Annotated in this window: 18 protein-coding genes and 1 pseudogene; 4 read left to right on the forward strand and 15 right to left on the reverse strand. The window is 44.5% G+C overall.

What is annotated here, in order from left to right:
* The first annotated feature begins 137 nt into the window (after positions 1-137).
* Positions 138-956, forward strand: coding sequence for a polysaccharide lyase (locus tag C7Y66_RS05945; RefSeq protein WP_106544857.1), 819 nt, complete (start codon positions 138-140; stop codon positions 954-956).
* A 115-nt stretch (positions 957-1,071) separates the two neighbouring features.
* Here the strand turns inward: C7Y66_RS05945 and C7Y66_RS05950 are convergent, their stop codons facing one another.
* The 10 genes from C7Y66_RS05950 to C7Y66_RS05995 all read right to left on the reverse strand — a co-directional run bounded on the left by C7Y66_RS05950 (position 1,072) and on the right by C7Y66_RS05995 (position 10,751).
* Complete coding sequence (locus C7Y66_RS05950; protein WP_106544858.1) at positions 1,072-1,749, reverse strand: class I SAM-dependent methyltransferase; 678 nt, start codon at positions 1,747-1,749, stop codon at positions 1,072-1,074.
* 36 nt (positions 1,750-1,785) lie between these two features.
* On the reverse strand, positions 1,786-2,277 hold the full coding sequence (locus C7Y66_RS05955; protein WP_106544859.1) for a glycosyltransferase: 492 nt from the start codon (positions 2,275-2,277) through the stop codon (positions 1,786-1,788).
* A 30-nt stretch (positions 2,278-2,307) separates the two neighbouring features.
* Entirely contained in the window at positions 2,308-2,757 is a 450-nt protein-coding gene (gene pssD, locus C7Y66_RS05960) for a PssD/Cps14F family polysaccharide biosynthesis glycosyltransferase (RefSeq protein WP_106544860.1), read from the reverse strand.
* A 152-nt stretch (positions 2,758-2,909) separates the two neighbouring features.
* Entirely contained in the window at positions 2,910-4,169 is a 1,260-nt protein-coding gene (locus tag C7Y66_RS05965) for a glycosyltransferase family 4 protein (protein WP_106544861.1), read from the reverse strand.
* A gap of 11 nt (positions 4,170-4,180) precedes the next feature.
* Positions 4,181-5,215: a glycosyltransferase gene (locus tag C7Y66_RS05970; protein ID WP_106544862.1), complete on the reverse strand. Its 1,035-nt coding sequence runs from the start codon at positions 5,213-5,215 to the stop codon at positions 4,181-4,183.
* A complete protein-coding gene (locus C7Y66_RS05975) occupies positions 5,212-6,420 on the reverse strand; it encodes a glycosyltransferase family 4 protein (RefSeq protein WP_106544863.1) in 1,209 nt (402 codons plus the stop codon). The genes C7Y66_RS05970 and C7Y66_RS05975 overlap by 4 nt, the downstream gene beginning before the upstream one ends.
* Positions 6,405-7,763, reverse strand: coding sequence for an O-antigen ligase (locus tag C7Y66_RS05980; RefSeq protein ID WP_106544864.1), 1,359 nt, complete (start codon positions 7,761-7,763; stop codon positions 6,405-6,407). Before C7Y66_RS05980 ends, C7Y66_RS05975 begins: the two co-directional genes overlap by 16 nt.
* 14 nt (positions 7,764-7,777) lie before the next feature.
* Complete coding sequence (locus C7Y66_RS05985) at positions 7,778-9,847, reverse strand: tyrosine-protein kinase domain-containing protein (protein ID WP_106544865.1); 2,070 nt, start codon at positions 9,845-9,847, stop codon at positions 7,778-7,780.
* A 327-nt stretch (positions 9,848-10,174) separates the two neighbouring features.
* Complete coding sequence (locus C7Y66_RS05990; protein WP_015152839.1) at positions 10,175-10,381, reverse strand: hypothetical protein; 207 nt, start codon at positions 10,379-10,381, stop codon at positions 10,175-10,177.
* Between the two features lie 157 nt (positions 10,382-10,538).
* Positions 10,539-10,751 carry a molybdenum-pterin-binding domain-containing protein gene (locus C7Y66_RS05995; protein WP_106544873.1) on the reverse strand — a complete coding sequence of 71 codons (213 nt, stop codon included), beginning with the start codon at positions 10,749-10,751 and terminating at the stop codon, positions 10,539-10,541.
* A 707-nt stretch (positions 10,752-11,458) separates the two neighbouring features.
* On the opposite strand from C7Y66_RS05995, the gene C7Y66_RS06005 reads away from it, so the two are divergent.
* Complete coding sequence (locus C7Y66_RS06005) at positions 11,459-12,385, forward strand: hypothetical protein (RefSeq protein WP_106544866.1); 927 nt, start codon at positions 11,459-11,461, stop codon at positions 12,383-12,385.
* A gap of 14 nt (positions 12,386-12,399) precedes the next feature.
* Here the strand turns inward: C7Y66_RS06005 and C7Y66_RS06010 are convergent, their stop codons facing one another.
* Positions 12,400-12,813, reverse strand: a complete 414-nt coding sequence (locus C7Y66_RS06010; RefSeq protein WP_015152842.1) for a hypothetical protein — start codon at positions 12,811-12,813, stop codon at positions 12,400-12,402.
* Between the two features lie 172 nt (positions 12,814-12,985).
* Positions 12,986-13,369, reverse strand: coding sequence for a hypothetical protein (locus C7Y66_RS06015; protein WP_015152843.1), 384 nt, complete (start codon positions 13,367-13,369; stop codon positions 12,986-12,988).
* A 1,694-nt stretch (positions 13,370-15,063) separates the two neighbouring features.
* Here C7Y66_RS06015 and C7Y66_RS06020 point away from each other — a divergent pair.
* Positions 15,064-15,849, forward strand: a complete 786-nt coding sequence (locus C7Y66_RS06020) for a class I SAM-dependent methyltransferase (RefSeq protein ID WP_106544867.1) — start codon at positions 15,064-15,066, stop codon at positions 15,847-15,849.
* Between the two features lie 134 nt (positions 15,850-15,983).
* On the opposite strand, the gene C7Y66_RS06025 is transcribed toward C7Y66_RS06020, so the two are convergent.
* A complete protein-coding gene (locus tag C7Y66_RS06025; RefSeq protein WP_199197261.1) occupies positions 15,984-16,157 on the reverse strand; it encodes a hypothetical protein in 174 nt (57 codons plus the stop codon).
* Positions 16,158-16,171: 14 nt separating this feature from the next.
* A complete protein-coding gene (locus C7Y66_RS06030) occupies positions 16,172-16,747 on the reverse strand; it encodes a Uma2 family endonuclease (protein ID WP_106544868.1) in 576 nt (191 codons plus the stop codon).
* Positions 16,748-16,807: 60 nt separating this feature from the next.
* On the opposite strand from C7Y66_RS06030, the gene C7Y66_RS06035 reads away from it, so the two are divergent.
* Positions 16,808-17,518 (forward strand): ATP-dependent Zn protease, encoded by a 711-nt coding sequence (locus tag C7Y66_RS06035; RefSeq protein ID WP_106544869.1) that lies wholly within the window; start codon positions 16,808-16,810, stop codon positions 17,516-17,518.
* Here the strand turns inward: C7Y66_RS06035 and C7Y66_RS06040 are convergent.
* Positions 17,515-18,249 (reverse strand): annotated as a pseudogene (locus C7Y66_RS06040) (cobyrinate a,c-diamide synthase); the annotation flags it as partial. The gene C7Y66_RS06035 and the pseudogene C7Y66_RS06040 sit on opposite strands and share 4 nt — an antisense overlap.

An 18,249-nucleotide genomic window follows, 5' to 3' on the forward strand; every position in this document is an offset into this window, starting at 1 on the left:
TAGGAAAACAACGTGCAGTTAACCTCTGCCAATTGATTCAGTTCGAGTCATTCATTTGAGAAGTATTTAGATGTTTTGATTCGATAGGAATTACTCAAATTAGCGTTAAAAATTCTGCATCTACGGAGAACTTCAATATGACCGTTGAGAATTGCAATAAGTTTGCCAAAGTTTGGAAACGGCGATCGCTACGCACAGCTTTAGGCACGATATTCTTGGGTACGGCTTTGTTTGCTTCAGTAGGAATACATCAATCTCATGCCGGAATCATTGAGTCATCGACTGAAATTACGCAATCTAGAAACAAAGGTTGTTCTGGAATCGAGCCTTCCTACAATATTAAGAGAGCTGGTCAGACAGCTTTCAAACATTGGATCAATCGTTGTGGTGAGCGTGCCGAACTGGAAAAGAAGAAAACCAAAATTGGCGAAACCTACTGGTATGGATGGTCTTTATTCGTTCCTACAGACTGGCAAGATAGTGACCCAGGATTTGATATCGTCAATCAATTTCCTGCTTATCCCAGCCACAACGGTAGATTTCCTAAGAGTGGGTGTGGTGCTGCCGGGTCTACAATTTCTCGCCAAGCCAATAAAGGCTTGATGTTTAATCTCCAACGTAAGGGTGATAACGTAGATGTCCTATGTACTAAACACGCCCTAGCGAAGATCTCTGAGATCAAAGGCAAATGGACTGATTTTGTGATGCATGTCAAATGGACGGGCAACAACGATGGATTTCTCAAAGTCTGGGTTAAGGTAGGTGATGGACCATACGTTCAAAAAATAGACCACAAAGGAGCTACCTTTTGGAACGATGAAGGCACGGGACCGTACTTCAAGATGGGATTGTATAAGGGCGATCCCAACTTTAAAGGACCTGCTCCTCGGGTTGTCTACACTGACGAATATCGCTTGGGTGATGCCAATTCCAGTTTTGGACAGGTTGCTCCTTAGTAGTCAGCTATGTTGAGCGCTCGACTTTTAATTCCGTCAAGGGTTAAATAGCCGCTAAAATGAGCCTGCACTGAATTGTAGACATTCAGTGCAGAAAGCTTCTGGCTCTTTTTACTCAAGCTACCTGAACTGGGAAGCCGCTATATACAGTGCAAGACTTCACAAGTCCGCAGAAACGCTCTTCCCAAATATGTGCGTTGGGAAACAGCTGGCGAAGCTCTTTGCGAGTCAGCAGTCTGATTTCGCGGACGTTTTTTCTTGCCTGCTCCAGATCTGGGTATGGACCACGCCGCCCACAGGCATAGCGTCGAAGAATTTCAACCCTTACTGTAGTAGGTAGCCACTGCCATCCTATAAACTGAAAGTGGGGTTCGATTGGAAACCAATAATTAGGAGTTTGCACCCAGTAGGTACGCCCCACTCGCTTAACTTCTCTAGCCATAGCTGCCTGATTTTCAAATGTAAACAGGTGTTCGATTGCAGAATTACTAAAAGCAATATCAAAGCTTCGATCTGAGTAATCAACTAGATTTGTTGCATCACCAATCTTTATTTTGATATTTGAATGTTTACACTCGCTCATTTTTAGATTAACAATTGTAATCTGAAAATCGTCTACACCTGCCCAACCACATTGCTCCCAAAACTTTGGAGTGCCACCAATATCGACAATCGATAGTGGTCGCGGTAAAGTTACTACTAATTGCTTAAAAAATTCAAAGCGCTTTGCCCTCATTCGATTGGAAAGGGAATTAGAGTTATTGACATCCGTAATTGTATACAAGTTCAGCATTGACTGACCTCTAGTGCAGAAACTCCCTGATTTAATTTATTTCTGAAGTTCCAAACTTCTATATCGTTCAATTAGATGCATCACGAGTGAAGGAGCGTTAAATAATTTTCCTTGAAAGGGAGAAGGACGCTCCTTTACATATTCAAGTAACTGCTGAAGTTCGATACAGTGTTGTATGCCATATTTCTCTACAGCACGAGCGAATAAGAGTTGATGGTCGTCTACATGTTCTCCATAACGTTTCAGTCTTGGAAGTAGGACAAAACAAGCACCCATTTCTGCCAGCATTCGTGTAGAACCTTGCCCTGCATGTGAAATAACTAATGAAGCCTGCTGTGCCGCTGCATACATTTCATGGCGACTGAGTGAAGGCACGCTAGTTAACAGGGGATGGTTCAACCGAGTCGATGTCGCACCATGCTGAAGTAATACTGGTTCGACAATGATTTCTTGTTCGAGTAGTATTTGCAACCAATCAACAGCGCGATCGAAAGGAAAAAAGATAGTTCCAAGCGTGTAAACAATCATTGAAATCAACCTTCGTAAGCTTGGAGAAAATTACACAACTACACCTTTGTATTGAGCCTTGGGATAGCGTTCTACACACTCGGGCCATTGGACGTAAAATTCATCTACTAAGTGATAAACAATTCTGCCAGTGAGGCTTAAATTACCCGAGCGCGAGATACTTTCAATAAAAACTGTTTTAATGCCATACAATTTGCTAGCTATGATAAACGGTACGGCTATGCTAGCTCCCGTGGAGAGGACTAAATCGGGTTTGCTTTGGTGCAGAATAATTAAGGCTTTAAAGAAGTTGATAAATGCTCTAACTAACATCCGAGCTTCCTGCATTGCTACCCAATAAACCCGTTCTTTTTCGCTTAATTTTTGCGTGTCATAATGCCGATAAGTCACCCACTCCCTTTCGTAGGTAGACCAAAAGCTTTTCAAACCCATCATGGTAGAGAAATGACCCCCTGGATTGCAGACCAATAATAATTTCATTGCGTTGAACTCCGGTGTGTGTGAGGAGAGGTGAGAGGCGAGTGGCTGGTGGCTAGTGACTGGTGGCTGGAAAATTTTGATTGTAAGTTGATTGGTTGATGTTAGAAGTTAGGCAGAAGAGATCCCCCAACCCCCTTTTTAAGGGGGCTTTATCATCCCCCCTTTTTAAGGGGGGCTAGGGGGGATCGAGATCTCTGGATCTCCTGTACGTAAACCAATCGGTGCAGGGGTTTGCGTTCTGCTAATTCCTTACCCCTGCTACCAAGCCGTTCGCGTAACTGTCGGTCTTGACACAAACGCAGTAGAGCATTAGCAAGTTCTGTGGGAGAATTTGGGTCTACGAGCAAACCATTTTCTTCGTGGCGAACTGCATCTGTTACTCCACCCAGCCGTGCCGCGATCGCAGGTTTACCAAAGTATCCAGCTTCGAGGTAAACAATCCCAAAACCTTCGATACTTTTGGCTGCGGCATCAAAAAAGGTTGGCATGACAAATAAATCGCAGGCTGCATAGTAGCTAGCCAATCGCTCGTCAGGAACGTATCCGGTAAAGAACACGCGGCGATCCACACCCAATCGAGTTGCGAGGGACTTTAGCTCGGACTCCATTGGACCTCGACCGCAGATGAAATAGTAGACATCGATGCCTTCAGCCACCAGTGCGGGCAAATTCTCGATCGCGCGATCGAATCCTTTACGACGAACCAGCCGCCCCACAGAGAGAAGGACTACCGCTGTTTCAGGAATGCCGTGCTGAGCGCGCAACTCGGCGCGAAGGCTGGGAACGCGGTCGAGATTGCCAAACTTCTCAACGCCGATCGCGGGATTGATAATATATGTAGGCGTATTCAACTGACAGCGATCTTTTAAGTAGTCCTGGGTAAAACGACTATTGCAAACAATACCCTGCGCCCGCTGGAGCGTGTGCTGGAATAAAGCCTGAAAAATGGGATTGCTTAAAGGACAGAGCAGATCGTTTCCATGTAAATAGATAAAAAACCGGATCGGTAGCAAATAACTCAGCAGTAATAGCACGGGAAAATCGAAGCCGTGAAACCATTCAATATATCGATAGCGATAGCGACGATAGAGTAAGAGGGCAACAATAAACGACTCGATCGCGTAGAGCAGCTGCTTGAGGACACCACCCAACCAACCAGCGCGATCGAAAAAAGTGTGGAGAAATCCAGGCACTAACCAACGATGGACTGGAAATGGTTGCAGGCGATCGAATTCCTTGTCTCCTGGGTGAGCGGCGGTTAAAACGATCGCGCGATCGGGGTCTTGCAAACAACGATTGTAGGTGTAATCTTGAATTCCGCCTGGATCGGGGGGAAAAACGCGAGAGACAATCAGAATATCGGGTGCTTGACTGGCTGACGCAGCATCTAGAGCAAGACTTTGTGTAGTCATTGGGGTTTGCTTTATGTTTTTGGTGCTTGACCCAAGAATTTCCAACGCACGTAACCGCGCAACCCATATCGCAGCAGCAAGATACCCTGCTGTGGAAATAGAGTGCAGGTACTACGAAACACTAACCTGACGAGGGTATCCTTCATACTCCGCCCGATTGCCTGACTTTCTTGCCAGGACAACCACGCGACTTGCAATGCTCCGATCCAACTGCCTTTACCTCGCTCGATAGCTTTGAAACTGCGATAGTCTACATCCTGCTGGAGATTAGAGCGCTCGACGAGTCCGACTTTGGCAGCTGCGCGATCGACGTAGGCAGCAGTTAACTCGCGCTGATGCAGCATCCGCGACCAGTTACCGCTGTGGGCTTGTCGATTTTTGCCGTGAATGCGATAGAACATGAGTGGTTCGTTAATACTACCCACTTCGCCATAAAAGGGAACGGTTGCCGTCAAATAAGTATCTGCTGCTTCAGTTCGTTGTGTCGGAATCGGTAGGACTTGCTGGAGAACTGTACGGCGATATGCCAGTGCAGAAGTAATTGCTGTAGCGTATCTTCCCCATTGCAATAACAAATTGCGGACATCTCCTTGGTTGAGAATACTAGAAGTGCTGCTGCCAATTGGGACTCCCTCGGCATCTACAGAAGTCCAGCAGTGACCGAGCTGCACCCATTCAGGATGCTCGGCAAACGTGGCGACGACTCTTGCTATCTTTTCGGGGTGAAAGAAGTCATCAGCATCTAGAAAACAAATAATTTCGCCTTTAGCTCGGGCAATTCCGGCATTCAATGCGGTTCCTTGCCCGGAATTTTCCTGAAAAATGGCAATTAGGCGATCGCCATAAGACTCAATAACTTGCCGCGAATTATCCGTAGAACCATCATCAACGACGATTAATTCAACGTTTTTGTACGTTTGTGCCAAAACGCTATCAATGGCTTTAGCAACAAAACGTCCGTAGTTATAGTTATTAATGATGACACTGACGAGCGGAGATGTTTCCAACTGGCTAGAACGCTCGTGCCGTTGCAGATGAGTTATCATATCCCAGATGTTGGGGCTAAAAAACAATTTTCATCGCCAGAGCGCAAGCGATCGCTTGCATCTAGGGAAACTAAACCCGTAATTCTGGCGATCGCGCGGGCGTATCCCACAGCACTACAGTAAGTCTCCACCCATCGCCTGCCCTGAACGAGCGTAGTCGGGGTGTTGAGGTCGGCACTCAGGCGCACGATCGCCTCAGCCGCAGCAACAGGATCGTGAGGATCGACAGCCCATTCGGGCGCGAAGTTCTGTAAAATTTCACCGATGCCACCAGTATTGCTTCCGACGACTGGTACGCCACAGGCGATCGCCTCTACCACCGTGCGACCAAAAGGCTCTCGCGGTGCAAGGGTGACGACGACATCGGCATACTTGTAGTAGTCCTCGATCGCAAATGTGGCTGGTAAAACCGTGAAGCGGTCTGCCACTCCTAAACTTTGGGCGCGATCGAGCAGAGCGCGAGTCAGCGACTGACCAGGGGAAGCATCCTCGCCAATCACGACTCCGTGGTAGTTGTGACCGAGAGTTTTGAGCTGAGCTAAGACCAGAGGTAGCGATCGCAGATTTTTGTCGTTCACCTGCTCGGGTGCGGTAATTCGCGAAGGTGTCAGCATCAGCCGCGCTCCTGAATTGAGGATAGGCTGTAAATTTGCTGGCGGCGAGCTAGTCGCGGGGCTATCGTTAAACCGTTGCGGATCGATGGGTGGATAAAGGATTTCCTGAATCTCGGACACTAAACTCTTAACGTGCGCCGCCGTGAAGTGTGAATTACAGATGGCGCGGGGAGAGAGGCAGGCAAAAGCTAACTTTCTAGCCAAGTTACCCAGTAATTTAGGCGATCGGGTTTGGTCGCGGAAGACATGGTAAACCGGACGACCGCTCAAACGCAATGCGGGTGCAGCCAGGATCAAGCTCGGCAAAATTTTCCGCACGACACAGTTTTCCAGTAACAGGGGATAATCTTTAGGTTGCTCGCTCACCCAACGCAGCGCGTGCTTCATAAACTCCCGTTCTTGGATGATTTGCAGATAAGATGTTTGACCGACTTGCCGCAAATACCGCTCCATCAACGAGTTAGATTTGACTAAAACGCATAACTGCTCGGAGATGCCACATTGTTCAAATCCCTTGAGCATCAAAGATAGGGAAACTGTCGTACCCCCTAAGGTGTTTTGACATCCTGGTAGAACTAAGAGCTTAGCCACGATCGCACCTCTCCAGCAGGTTTGAGTTTAGGTTGCCGGATGGCAATGCATAGCAACAGAGTCAACGCTGGAAAAGGTGAAAACCACATTGCTCCTAACGTAGCAGCGGCAAGGGTGAACATGATCATCACGCAAAAAACTGTTAGAGGTCTTCCCGAGCGGGTCTTGTACAACCACGCAAACAAAGATATCCAGAAAACTGCAAAAATTCCCGTACCGACTATGCCGTTGCCATACAACAAGTTGCCTAAAATGACGCTGTGGGAGCCGACGACGTTTGCCTCGCCGCCAGCCATACTGACGGGCTGCCCCTTGCCGATTTGACCCCAGATCGGCTGTTCTAGAAATGCTTCCCAAGTCTGTCTGTAAATCTCGGCACGCCATTCAGTGGATGATGCCCGAAACTGAGAAACGTGGGCTGTAATGTCTGTATAGCTACTGACTAAAAAGTGGGTGAATGGCGCAATTGATAATACAGTGAAACTGGCTATAGCCATCACCGCAAACAAGATGAGACGATTTCGAGGTTGACTGTAGGCGCTAAAGAGGTAGCGAAACCAAATAGCGATCGGAAAAGCTATCCATATACCCCGACTCAAACTGATAACGATGAGGAAAACACTGCCTAAAAGTAACAGCAGCGACCAAATCCGATTTTTGATTTCCAAGGCAATTAAGCCAATACATCCTACAATCAAAGCAAAAAGTTGTGCGGAGACAAAAAATAAGCTCGGACGGTAGTACCCCGATATATCGCCCTGATAGGGAGCTAAGAGGTTTTCTCCTGCTGCTTTACCCGTAACCAATCCAAACAAGTTAGGTATGCTAGGAGGCTGGAAAAGGCTGATTGGCAAGACATATTGCAGCAACAACCAAAACCCAAGCATTTGCACTATGCTGACCGTACAAGCCCAGGCGATCGGTTCTAAGCGCAATCTCACGTTATTGCTTTGAATGTACCACAGCAGCAATGCGTAGCTAAACCATGTAATCAGGAGACCAGATATGCTGCCTTTGTTGGGAGCATCAAAATTGATCAGCATTTGGGCTATTCGATAGATGCAGAAGATAAACACGGCAACGACTGCCGTAATCGGGGGCTTGAGACGTATTTCTCCATGCTTCCACCATTCATAAACAGCAATGCATACGATCAGGAGAGATGTCATGTACTTGTAAATGCCTACTACCCACAGCACTGGTATGAGAATGATAAAGGCACAGACAAAACGTTCTCCTGCTGTTAAAGCTTCCCAGCGCATCCAGCCCCAGAAAAACAGCTGGCGATCTGATGCTGATGCCGTTGTCGCGATCGTGGATTTAGGTCTGTACAGCTGAGTCATGATCTCCGCAACACCTAAGCTTCGTGTTCTAGTAATTCTCGTTGTCGTCCGTACCCGTAGCGGTAAACTGAGGTATGGGAGTCCGATCCGTTGACTACCAGACCCATAATCCGCGCGTTATACCGCGTCAGTTGTTCCAAGCTATTCATCACGGGATAGCGATCGCTCGTGCCAGAACGCAAAACAAACAAGACGTTGCATACCACTGCGCTCATTAAATTCGTCTCGCTGGCTAGCCCGACTGGAGGGCTGTCTACTAATACGTAATCGTAGCCACCGGACTCGCGCAGGGCTTTGATATTGCGCTCAAAACTACCACGGGCAAAGAATTCAGGAATTTTCTGCTTGGGGATAGATAACGCTGGTAGCAAGTCAAAACCTGGGGAAACGGAAACTGGCATTGGAGGACTAGCATTTGCTGCGCTCTTGATCCGATTTTTCCCTAAGCGCCGACTCATTTCTGCCTTGCGCAGATCGCCATCGATTACCAACACCCGAAAGCCGAAGTTCACTAAGGCTAGAGCCAGCCCCAGAGTAACCGTGGTCTTACCCTCGCCAGCAGTGGCGCTAGTCACCATCAAACATGGGTGTTCCAGCATCAAGATAGATGAAGCCAAGCGCTGAAACTCGATATCGATTTCGGCTGCTAAATTTCGTTCCATGCTGGGTTGTTTGAGATGGGGAATGCTGCCCAAAACTGGGAGTTCCACTTGCTGTAAATCTTTTGGTTTGAGCAATGGGTTGCGATTTTCTAGGAAGAAAATTAGAGCCATGCTGCCGAAAATAGCAGCGAGTATACCACCAGTGGTAATCAGCCTTAAGTTAGGTATGGATGGTCTGGGGTCGATGGTGGGTTCGTTGAGCGTCTGCACGTTTGGATAGGCGTTAAAAGGATTGGTCTTTGACTGCTCGCTTTGAGCAATAATGCCTTTGTATACGCCTTCGGCAATCTCGTACTTGCGCTGGAGGTCTAACAACTGTGCTTGATTTTTCGTGATGAAGTTGAGTTCAGTATTGAGTTTGTCAACTTGCTTTTGAATTTGCTTCGCCTGTTGCTGCGCCCCTTGAGCTAAGGTCTGATTTCGGATCAACTCTACCATCAGTTCTAGGCGGCTATCGTTAGGTCCATTACCTAGAGTTGTATCGATTTGCGCGGGTCTAGCACCTGGAATTGCCACGGCAATTTGCTGATTGAGCTGGCGGAGTAACTGTTGGCGCTGCTGTAATAAAGATTGCACCTGCGGGCTATCATCTCTATACTTACTGCGGGTGACTGCCATAGTTGACTCTAATTGCGAGAGTTGAGTGCGGGTGGCTTGATACTCTTTGTTCTCGCCCAAACGCAGAGAATTCATTGCTTGTTGAGGCGTAATCCCGAGACTGACTGCCGCAGCTTGAGCTTGCGTGGCATTAGCTTGTCCCTGTGCGATCAGCGTTGCCTGCGTCGTTTTCAAATTGTTAATTGCTGAAATCAACCCCTTAGATTGTTCGGGACTGTCAACTAGTCCGGTAGAGCGCTGAAAATTCGATAAATTAGCTTGCGCTTGGTTGAGATTGAGACGAGCTTGTTCCAGCTCTTCTTGGGTATACTGCACTCGGACTTCTGCATCTTTGCGACGCAGTTCGTTGAGTCGTTGTTGATAGACTTCAAGAAAGGTAAACAATCGCTTGTAAGCTAGATCGGGGCGACTACCCTGAGCTTCCACTTCTATCAACGTTGTTGCTGGCTGTGGGGTAACGACAAATAACTGGCTGAAGCTACTCACCTTCGAGTACAAGCTTTTTTCGGGGTCAACTGCCTGCACGCGCTTCATCACGGCATCGCTAGTTAAAATAGCTAACTGCACGTCCAAAGGGCTGACATCTTTAAAGTTGAGCGCTGTGGTTTGAGTGCTACCTAAAGGACCGAGATTCGCACTTAAACCGCCTGTTTGGGGAAGATTTAACTTGGCATTAGCTGTCCAGACTGGAGGAATGCTCGTGCTGGCATAGAACGCTGCATAAATTGTGGCAGCAAGCACGGCACTGTTAAATCCAAGCAGTGGCAACCAGTGCTTGCGGGCAATACTGAATATCTGTTTCATACTTGAATCTCGTTCTAGTTTGGTAGTGGAAGTAACAAAAGTATCAATGCTTGACAATAGCTGACAATTATTTGTCTAAGACTAGAGTTTCTCTTGTTGCAACCGAGGTTTGACTTAATAACTTGCAAAGAAGTAAATAGGTCAACTAATAAAGTTGAAGAGCAAATTTGTCGGGTGAGATTAATTACACTCTTGTCCCAAGCCTACCTGTACTCTGATATCTTCTGTTTTAATCTCAACAGATGTTTTTCAAGTTACAAATATGTCTCAACAATATGTCTCAACACACCCTTGACTAAAATTTGAACTAGAACTGATAGCAATTAGCTATGAATTTGTCGAAAAACTGCTGTAGGTTGGTAATTGCCTAATTGTTTCTCGCAGTACGTTTGTTTTACTTCTTTGAGCCTGCTGGCAGTAAGTTTCAAGGGCTTGCATTTCTAGTTCAGAAACTTTGAAGGTAATCCATTGTTTCTGGCGAGTATATTGTTGATTTTGAGTCAATATGAGCTGTTCAATAGAAATAGGTTTCATTTGTCACGGTAAAGTTAAGTGGTAGCTTCAATTCCCTTGCTGAAACCAATAATAACCCTGGACACTACGAGGGTTAACCACAAAAATCCCCTAAAAACAGAAATTTTGCCCTGGCAACCGAGCAAAATCTTGATGATAGTTTTCCTAAGATTTGAATTTAGAAATCGGGGTCTTCTTCAGGGTGGGGAGGTTGGTTGAGATTAAAGCCTCTGGTTGCGGAACGCGAGTTAGTATAGGTTGGTAAACCTCGAATTAAATCTCTCAAAACATCTGTTTTTGTGCGTTGAGTTTGTTGACAATAAGCTTCGAGGGCTTGCATTTCTAACTCCGAAACTTTAAAGGTAATCCATTGTTTCTTTTTTGTAGACACAAGCTGCCATATGGGTAAAAGGTGGTGGATAAAAATTGTAGATTTACCCTGTGAAAGTTCGTACTCTTGCCAGTCTGCATCCAAACATTTAAATGTTAGGTTGAATAATCAACTACTCACTGTCATGCGATCGCCCGCTATTAGCGATCGCGATTTGTAATACCAACAAAATATAGCCATATTGAAGTAAACCCATAATAGTACTTATAACTAAATGCTTATCACTGAAGAAAGATTTATATATAAGTGCTATCTTGTAACGTGGTCAAGAGCAATATTGAATGAACTGCAATTTCTGTTTGGGATTCGTTCAAAAATACTGAATAAAGCAGTATTTTTGAGAACGAAGTTTTTAGCAAAAATTGTCGCTAATGCACGATTTGAATCAAATTTTCAAAGGAGTAGCAGGATATAAGCTAGCACTGAGCGTGTTATCATCAGAGGCTAGCACTCTTTCAGATTCATAGGGATGAGGTTAGAAAATATTCTCGATCTAGTATCGAGCGATGCACTGGGAGGACAGCCTCTCAACCGAAGGTGAGGTGAAAACTCTCCTTTGAATGAGTGAATTCCATGCCAGTCTCAAAGTTTTGATTGACAGATACGCAGCGCTTAGTTTAGGATTTACGGACTTGAATTGTCAATTTATCAATAGGAAAGTGCGTATCGCTAGAAGGTAAAGAGCTATTTTTGCGGACAGAGGATAGATGCAGCAAAACTTACCCCATAAGCTAGATAAGAGAATTACTTTACCACTCGTCCACTTACTCGATAAGACGGAGCCTGCCTTCAGTCATGCTTTTCTCCATGCCGCTCGCACTTTATATAGCTACCTGCAAGAAATTCAGTCTGCAATTGCATTAGTTGTCAGTTCAGAGAGCGAACCTTACACTATAGCTGTAGTCGGTTTGTTTTCTAAGCTGATTCGCACTTACAACTCTTACGTTTTACTAGAAATTCATTACGATGACGCTGGCAGCCAATTTCTGGTAGAAGAGTTATGGGACACGGCAGTGACGCTGACTTATTTATTAGAAACTGCCGAGCGAGAAACTTTTACCGATTATATTGCTGCCTCTGTCTACCAGGCTCGCCTGCTGCTGCAAGAAGTCGAAACGCAATTAGTGCACCTCCCCCAGAATTTAGATCTGCTCGTGTTGCGCGATCGCCTGAAAGCTTTTATTTCCGAACAAAAACAGCCAGCAACCGATCGAACGCTGACAAACTTAGCGGCAGATACGTGGGGTATGGAGACAGCCAATACAACTGCTAAGCGCGCTAGATTATTAGGATTGAATTTTCTCAGCAATCCAGCACAGCGCATAGCACAAAAAATTACGCCGGCTAGTTTGCTGGACGTACATCTGAATTATATTAATTCTGCTGCTCGTGACTTGCCAGCGTCAGACTCGCAGAAGATTGATTTTCGGCAGTTACGGGATGCCAGCCACCTTTGCTTGCACGCAACTAAAGCTTTGCTAGAAGAATTCGTGCAGACCTCAGATGCGGGTCAGGTTAAAATTCAACAGCAAGAGTTAAACGAATTTTTTGAATGGTTTTACCAAGCCTATCAAGCCTATAGTAGCGATCGCGATGCATCCCTAAAGTCGAACAAGAACGGAGGCAGGCGTTGATAGATGGCAGCGATTTATCTCCTGCAATAGGAGAGCCTACCACTTGGCGCTCGACTCATGCGATAACTATATTCACTCACTGAAGGGTTTGGCACTTCTGGATTAATCGTTTGAGTTGATTGCTGCCAATCTTTACTTGTAGCTATTTGCGAAGTTAATTGACCTGCTGGATTACGGTTGAGTTTCAGCCACAGCTTACCATGTTCGCCGCAAAAAAATTCTTCAATCCAGGAATTGCGATCGACATAAGCACCTTGACTAGCAAGCAAAGCGGCGCTTTTGTGAGACACATTTACATATTGTCGGATTTGAGCTGCTTCTGTATAGAACAAAAAGTGTTTTGTGCTACCTGCTCGCCATAAACGGCGATCGCAGTAAGGACAGCAAAAATGCTGTATTTGTTTGCGGCTGCTACGTTTTCCAGGCATTGGAAATCCCTTTGAATCACTACAAAAATACCATCCGCCAGAACATCTTTTCTGTCACTCAAAACTCATGCTTAACTAGAATCTTGCTCCAATATAACTTTGCTGGAATCAATCTAAAATTTACCGAATTTCAACCACAAAATCTCATGACGCTCGGAGGTAAGTTGGTGAATTAACTCGCGTGCGCCATTAGCTGTAAATCTGGCAGCGCAGTCTCTACCTCATTGGTACTCACTACAAAAGCTGTGGGAATGGGAATGCAACTCGGCAAATCGTCGCTATCGTGGACTTTGAGCGTCAAGCGTTGCACCTTTGGAAACATTTCTCTGACTAATTGTAGAAGATCGGCAGCGACTATTTGAAAGGTTTTTTGTTCTACGATTAATAGCGTTAGCGTATCGCTAGACGACTGCGAATCTTTCAATTTTTTTAATGTTTCTAATGGAGAATTCGCATATAATATTCTCAGTTTTTGATGAGAACGCTGCAAATCTTTCTTAATCTCTCCTATAAGTTCGGGTTTTGGATCGATAACCATCACTACAGGTTGACTCATAAAATTTACTACTTCCTTTTTAACTCTTTTTTTGGTTTTCTTACCAATTAAGAACAACAAATTTACGAAAACTAGAATGAGCGAGAAACTCGCTTATTTATAAGCGAGATTTACCCATAAAAAAAGCTGTTAGAGTTGATTAGCTTTCACTCCTAACAGCCTCAAGTTTATTCTCATTCAAAAATAATTTAACTCCTGGCAGACTTGCAAGTTATCGATAATTTATTATCGATAATAATTCGTCCACCTAAAGAGTACGCATACTCTTTTTATGGAAGTTGTAAAAGTGCACTCCTCGGTGTCTTCTCTTACAACCTACAGCGCCACATGCGCTGAATACCTCTTGCATATTCCTAATTAATTTCTATTGTAAATTCAAGCCATAAATACTCAGAAAATTCATTAAATATTTGCTGGCTTTTCAATACTAAAAAAATAACAGAATTTATTGGTATTTGTCAAATGCTTTTTTCAATTTTTTTCAAGTTCTATTTTTTAAGATAAATTTAACTGCACTGTTGCGATCGCGCTCTTGCTTCCTCTTCAGTTGTTCGGAGCGATCGCTACATTTAGGTACTGTTAGCTTTTAGAAAGATGTATAACCTCTCCTGGCTCAACTATTAATATTCCTCTATAAAGATGTATAACCTCTCCTGGCTCAACTATTAATATTCCTCTATATTGTCTGGTTTAGAAAATCACAGCACGCTCGCTTTGGAGTAGAGTTTATCTATTGATTTCGGCTTTTAAGCTCGCTTGCAGAGACAATATATCTATATTTTATGGATTATTTCTGCACTTTATTAGCATACCTATACTGAGAAAATTTATAATGTATCTCCATATACAAGTTTACAAATTTTTTCATACAACCACAGATTCTTGGCGATTGCTTACCCAGCGGTCATTTCTCAGGTAATGGGCAGGAGCTTTTTCGGCGTTTCCGTCTTTCATAACCTCTCGCTAGTGGTATTTACCAATTATTACTTACGAATTCTCAGCTTAATGTAAGAAAATGATGCAGACATCCGTATCAAGGATGAGATAACTGTCTTATATTGGCGTTCGAGAATGTATGAAGTATCACAAGCTGAAAGCAAGTCATATCAGCATTTAAGAGTGTATGAATTATCACCAACTAAAAACAGATAATCTTGACATGCAAAAATGTATGAAGTAACACAAGACAAGAGCAAATCAACGTTGAAATACTTATCTTGCCGCTCGCGCTCTCGCTCTATCGCTCAACATCTAAAAGAGTCAATGAGATTGAGAAAATTGCCTGTAGAATCTCTATGTCCGTGAACGAGAAGCTCCAAATTTCCAATTTAGAATCTAGAGTTGTACCGCTGCTTACTTCAAGTATAGACTAATCCCCACGATTGACAGGGCAAGCAGAATCGTTACATTCGCTACGTAGCAAACGATTGCATTAAGAAAAACTTAGTATTTTTTCAGTTTTACAGATTGATGATTAGAATTAACTACCTTGCGGTAATGTTTTTTAACTTTTCAAGAACATGTGCGATTTTGAAACAATAAAATATAGATAAATTTGCAAATCAATATACTTCGGTCAAAATATTTTGAATTATTCTGCCGCGAACTTAACTGCGCCTGCACTCTACAATTGGCATTACAGGTAATGAAGTAGCTAGGTATCGATAGTTTCTTGTCCCTTATGATTCCTACTTATGTCTGAGCAAAATACATTTAATCTAGATGCAACACCTTTATATGCGATGAATCCAGTCGATCGATTTTCCGATCGCGTGGGGGATTATGTAAAATATCGTCCGAGTTATCCTCAAGCTGCAATCGAGCGAGTCTTAGCGGGATTATCGCCATCACAACTAATTGCCGCAGATATAGGTGCGGGAACGGGAATTGCAGCGCGATTGCTAGCAGAAAAGGGAGTGCGAGTCATAGCAATCGAACCAAATGCACCAATGAGGCAAGCAGCTGCACCCCATGCTTTAGTAGAATTTCGAGACGGGACTGCTGAAACAACAGGTTTAGCTGATGCTGCTGTAGATTTGGTAACGTGCTTTCAGTCTTTCCATTGGTTCGATCCAGAACCGACGCTGCTAGAGTTTCGCCGGATCTTAACAGAAGAAGGAAGATTGGCTGTAGTGTGGAACGAACGCGATCGCCATGACAAGTTTACAGCAGAGTATACTCATCTGATTAAAGTTGCTTCTGGCTATCATCCTGCCGAACAGCGGCGGATGGCGATTGAGCCTTTACTCAGGAGTAGCTTGTTTGCTGATGTCCAGCAGTATAGATTTGCCTATCGACAGCGACTCGATTTTGATGGGGTTGTCGGTCGGGCAATGAGTACATCGTACATCCCCCGCGCTGGTGCAGCCTATGAGCGATTGATTGCAGATTTACGGCAGTTGTATGCTAAAAATCGTAACGATGACGGTTTTGTGACTTTAGTGTATACGACAAGCGTGTTCTTAACGCAGATTAGATAGTTTGTCGTCTGCCATTAGATAGATATTTGCAGACATAAACTTGCGATTGCATTTTGTCATCTGTCATTGGGTAGATGTTTGCAGACATAAACTTGCGATCGCATTTTAGTAGGATGTCTGTAAGGGTGGGTTTGTTATGCTTCCACCGTGGCTACCGATTCATCTCTAGCTTGGAAATACCAGTAGAGGTTAGCAATAGTCATATGGGAGGCTTGTTGTAAATTGGCTGGTACTAATGCTTTATAACCAGATAGCGGTGCTTGCAGGGAAATATATGTTTCTGCTTCTCGACGCAATTCTGTTTGCATCAAATAATATTTTACTAAGTAAAAATTCGCCGTAAATTGAGCGTAAAACCTGGCAATACATCCTCGCCAGACAAAGTAGAAGGATTTTGTAGAGTTTCTACTTGTTGCCCTTGACGATATATTTCTACTTGGCGATCTTGAGGATTAATCAGCCAACCCAAAAGCGCTCCATTATCCATATATTCTCGCATTTTAGCTTGTAGTTGTTCAAGGCGATCTGTAGGAGAACGCAACTCTACTACAAAATCTGGACACAGGGGTACATAACCGTCCTGTTGCTGTTGAGTTAAAGCATCCCAGCGTTCTCGCTGTACCCAACTGGCATCGGGTGAGCGTTTAGCGCCATTAGGTAAAATAAACAGAGTTGAAGAATCAAATCCTTCACCTCTGTCCAAGTTCTCTTCCACCCAATCACCAAATTGCCTAGATAGGCTTAAATTTTTCTTTCCTGATGTTCCTCCAGTAGGTGGCACTATAACTAAATCTCCTGCTGCTGTTTGTTCAAAATTCCACTCTGGGTTTGCTCGAACGACTTGCTCGAATTCGGCATCATCAAGCTTCAATGCACGTACAGTTAGGCTACCGTTCATGTTTCAATCTCCATTCGCGAGATAATAAGAGAAATAACTGTAGTTATATTTATCTTAAGTATGAACCAGACTGCCCTAAACTTAGTTGCTATTTCCATCTTCGCGATGACGCTTTCGACGCTACTAAGTCCTTTGTTGCATTTTTCCCCCACAATTCCAGCACTTGCTACATTCAGCATTTTGGCAATTGCAACACTAGATAGCTTCAGTTTTCAAGGCAAAGGTGGTAATTTAGTTTTAGACTGGCTGGCGAGTTTTTCACCCCAACACCGCGATCGCATTGTTCGCCACGAAGCGGGACATTTTTTGGTAGCGCATTTATTAAATATCCCGATTACTGGTTATACTCTCAGCGCGTGGGAGGCTTTGAAGCAGAAACAACCAGGTTTAGGTGGTGTCAGTTTTGAAGATCGAGAGTTAGCAGCGCAGTTAGATCGGGGTATGCTGACAGCTCAGATGCTAGACCGTTATTGTACCGTTTGGATGGCAGGTCTAGCCGCAGAAGATTTAGTTTACAGTAACACCGAAGGGGGAGCAGACGATCGCCAGAAGTTAGGAATGGTTTTGACTCCTTTAGGATATACAGCCAGCGCTGTGGAGCAAAAGCAACGTTGGGCGATTTTACAAGCACGGACTTTATTGCAGACAAATTGGTCTGCTTATGAGGCTTTAGTTGGTATGATGCAGCAACGGGCTGGGGTTGATGAGTGTTGTCAGGCGATCGAGGAGAATAGCGGAATTCGGAATTCGGAATTCGGAATTCGGAATTAACTCAATACCCTTGAATCTCTCCAAGAACCACAGTGTTGTAAAAATCGGGCGGGAATGTCGGGGCGCGTACCAAAATGGAGGTGGATGTAAGAGGCGTGTAGGTTGGGGAGTCGCCAGCCTTCGGGAGTTGGGGAAGTGCTGAATCCTTGGGTTTGAAATAGGGGTTGGATTGGTAATTCTGAAGCAGAACGATGAAATTCATGTCCCCAGACTGTATCGTTTGTTTGTAACAAGGGACTATCTTGAAGCGCAACGCAGTGGCGATATCCTAGAGTAAGGCGAGAACTCATTGTAGCAGCGGTGGGAATAGCGCCTACCATTGTCCAAGAATTACCATCAAAATCAATAATTTTATCGCATAAATACATTAATCCCCCACACTCAGCATATGTAGGCATTTCTGTCAATATAGCTGTTTTTACTGAAGCGATCGCTCCTCTATTTGCTACTAATTCTTGGGCGAAAACTTCAGGAAATCCACCACCAAAATACATCCCACAAACATCTTTTGGTAATTCAGGATCGGTTAAGGGACTCCAAAATACAAGTTCTGCCCCTAATTGTTGCAATAAATCCAAATTGTCTTGGTAATAGAAATTAAAAGCGCGATCGCGGGCAATGGCAAGTCGAATTCGGAATTCGGAATTCGGAATTCGGAATTGGTGATTTGGTAATTGGTAATTGCGAATTGGTAGTTGGTAAAATCCTTCTTCCTTGTCTCCCTTGTCTCC

The organism is Chroococcidiopsis sp. CCALA 051 (assembly GCF_003015105.1).
GTDB lineage: Bacteria > Cyanobacteriota > Cyanobacteriia > Cyanobacteriales > Chroococcidiopsidaceae > Chroococcidiopsis > Chroococcidiopsis thermalis.

Bases quoted from the DNA above. Each gene is read 5' to 3' on its own strand.
- C7Y66_RS05955 (WP_106544859.1), bottom strand. From the start codon at position 2,277: ATGATTGTTTACACGCTTGGAACTATCTTTTTTCCTTTCGATCGCGCT.
- C7Y66_RS06025 (WP_199197261.1), bottom strand. From the start codon at position 16,157: ATGCAAACAGAATTGCGTCGAGAAGCAGAAACATATATTTCCCTGCAA.
- C7Y66_RS05980 (WP_106544864.1), bottom strand. From the start codon at position 7,763: ATGACTCAGCTGTACAGACCTAAATCCACGATCGCGACAACGGCATCA.
- C7Y66_RS05990 (WP_015152839.1), bottom strand. From the start codon at position 10,381: ATGAAACCTATTTCTATTGAACAGCTCATATTGACTCAAAATCAACAA.
- C7Y66_RS06020 (WP_106544867.1), top strand. From the start codon at position 15,064: ATGTCTGAGCAAAATACATTTAATCTAGATGCAACACCTTTATATGCG.
- C7Y66_RS05950 (WP_106544858.1), bottom strand. From the start codon at position 1,749: ATGCTGAACTTGTATACAATTACGGATGTCAATAACTCTAATTCCCTT.
- C7Y66_RS06010 (WP_015152842.1), bottom strand. From the start codon at position 12,813: ATGCCTGGAAAACGTAGCAGCCGCAAACAAATACAGCATTTTTGCTGT.
- C7Y66_RS05945 (WP_106544857.1), top strand. From the start codon at position 138: ATGACCGTTGAGAATTGCAATAAGTTTGCCAAAGTTTGGAAACGGCGA.
- pssD (WP_106544860.1), bottom strand. From the start codon at position 2,757: ATGAAATTATTATTGGTCTGCAATCCAGGGGGTCATTTCTCTACCATG.
- C7Y66_RS05970 (WP_106544862.1), bottom strand. From the start codon at position 5,215: ATGATAACTCATCTGCAACGGCACGAGCGTTCTAGCCAGTTGGAAACA.
- C7Y66_RS06035 (WP_106544869.1), top strand. From the start codon at position 16,808: ATGAACCAGACTGCCCTAAACTTAGTTGCTATTTCCATCTTCGCGATG.
- C7Y66_RS06015 (WP_015152843.1), bottom strand. From the start codon at position 13,369: ATGAGTCAACCTGTAGTGATGGTTATCGATCCAAAACCCGAACTTATA.
- C7Y66_RS05965 (WP_106544861.1), bottom strand. From the start codon at position 4,169: ATGACTACACAAAGTCTTGCTCTAGATGCTGCGTCAGCCAGTCAAGCA.
- C7Y66_RS05985 (WP_106544865.1), bottom strand. From the start codon at position 9,847: ATGAAACAGATATTCAGTATTGCCCGCAAGCACTGGTTGCCACTGCTT.
- C7Y66_RS06030 (WP_106544868.1), bottom strand. From the start codon at position 16,747: ATGAACGGTAGCCTAACTGTACGTGCATTGAAGCTTGATGATGCCGAA.
- C7Y66_RS06005 (WP_106544866.1), top strand. From the start codon at position 11,459: ATGCAGCAAAACTTACCCCATAAGCTAGATAAGAGAATTACTTTACCA.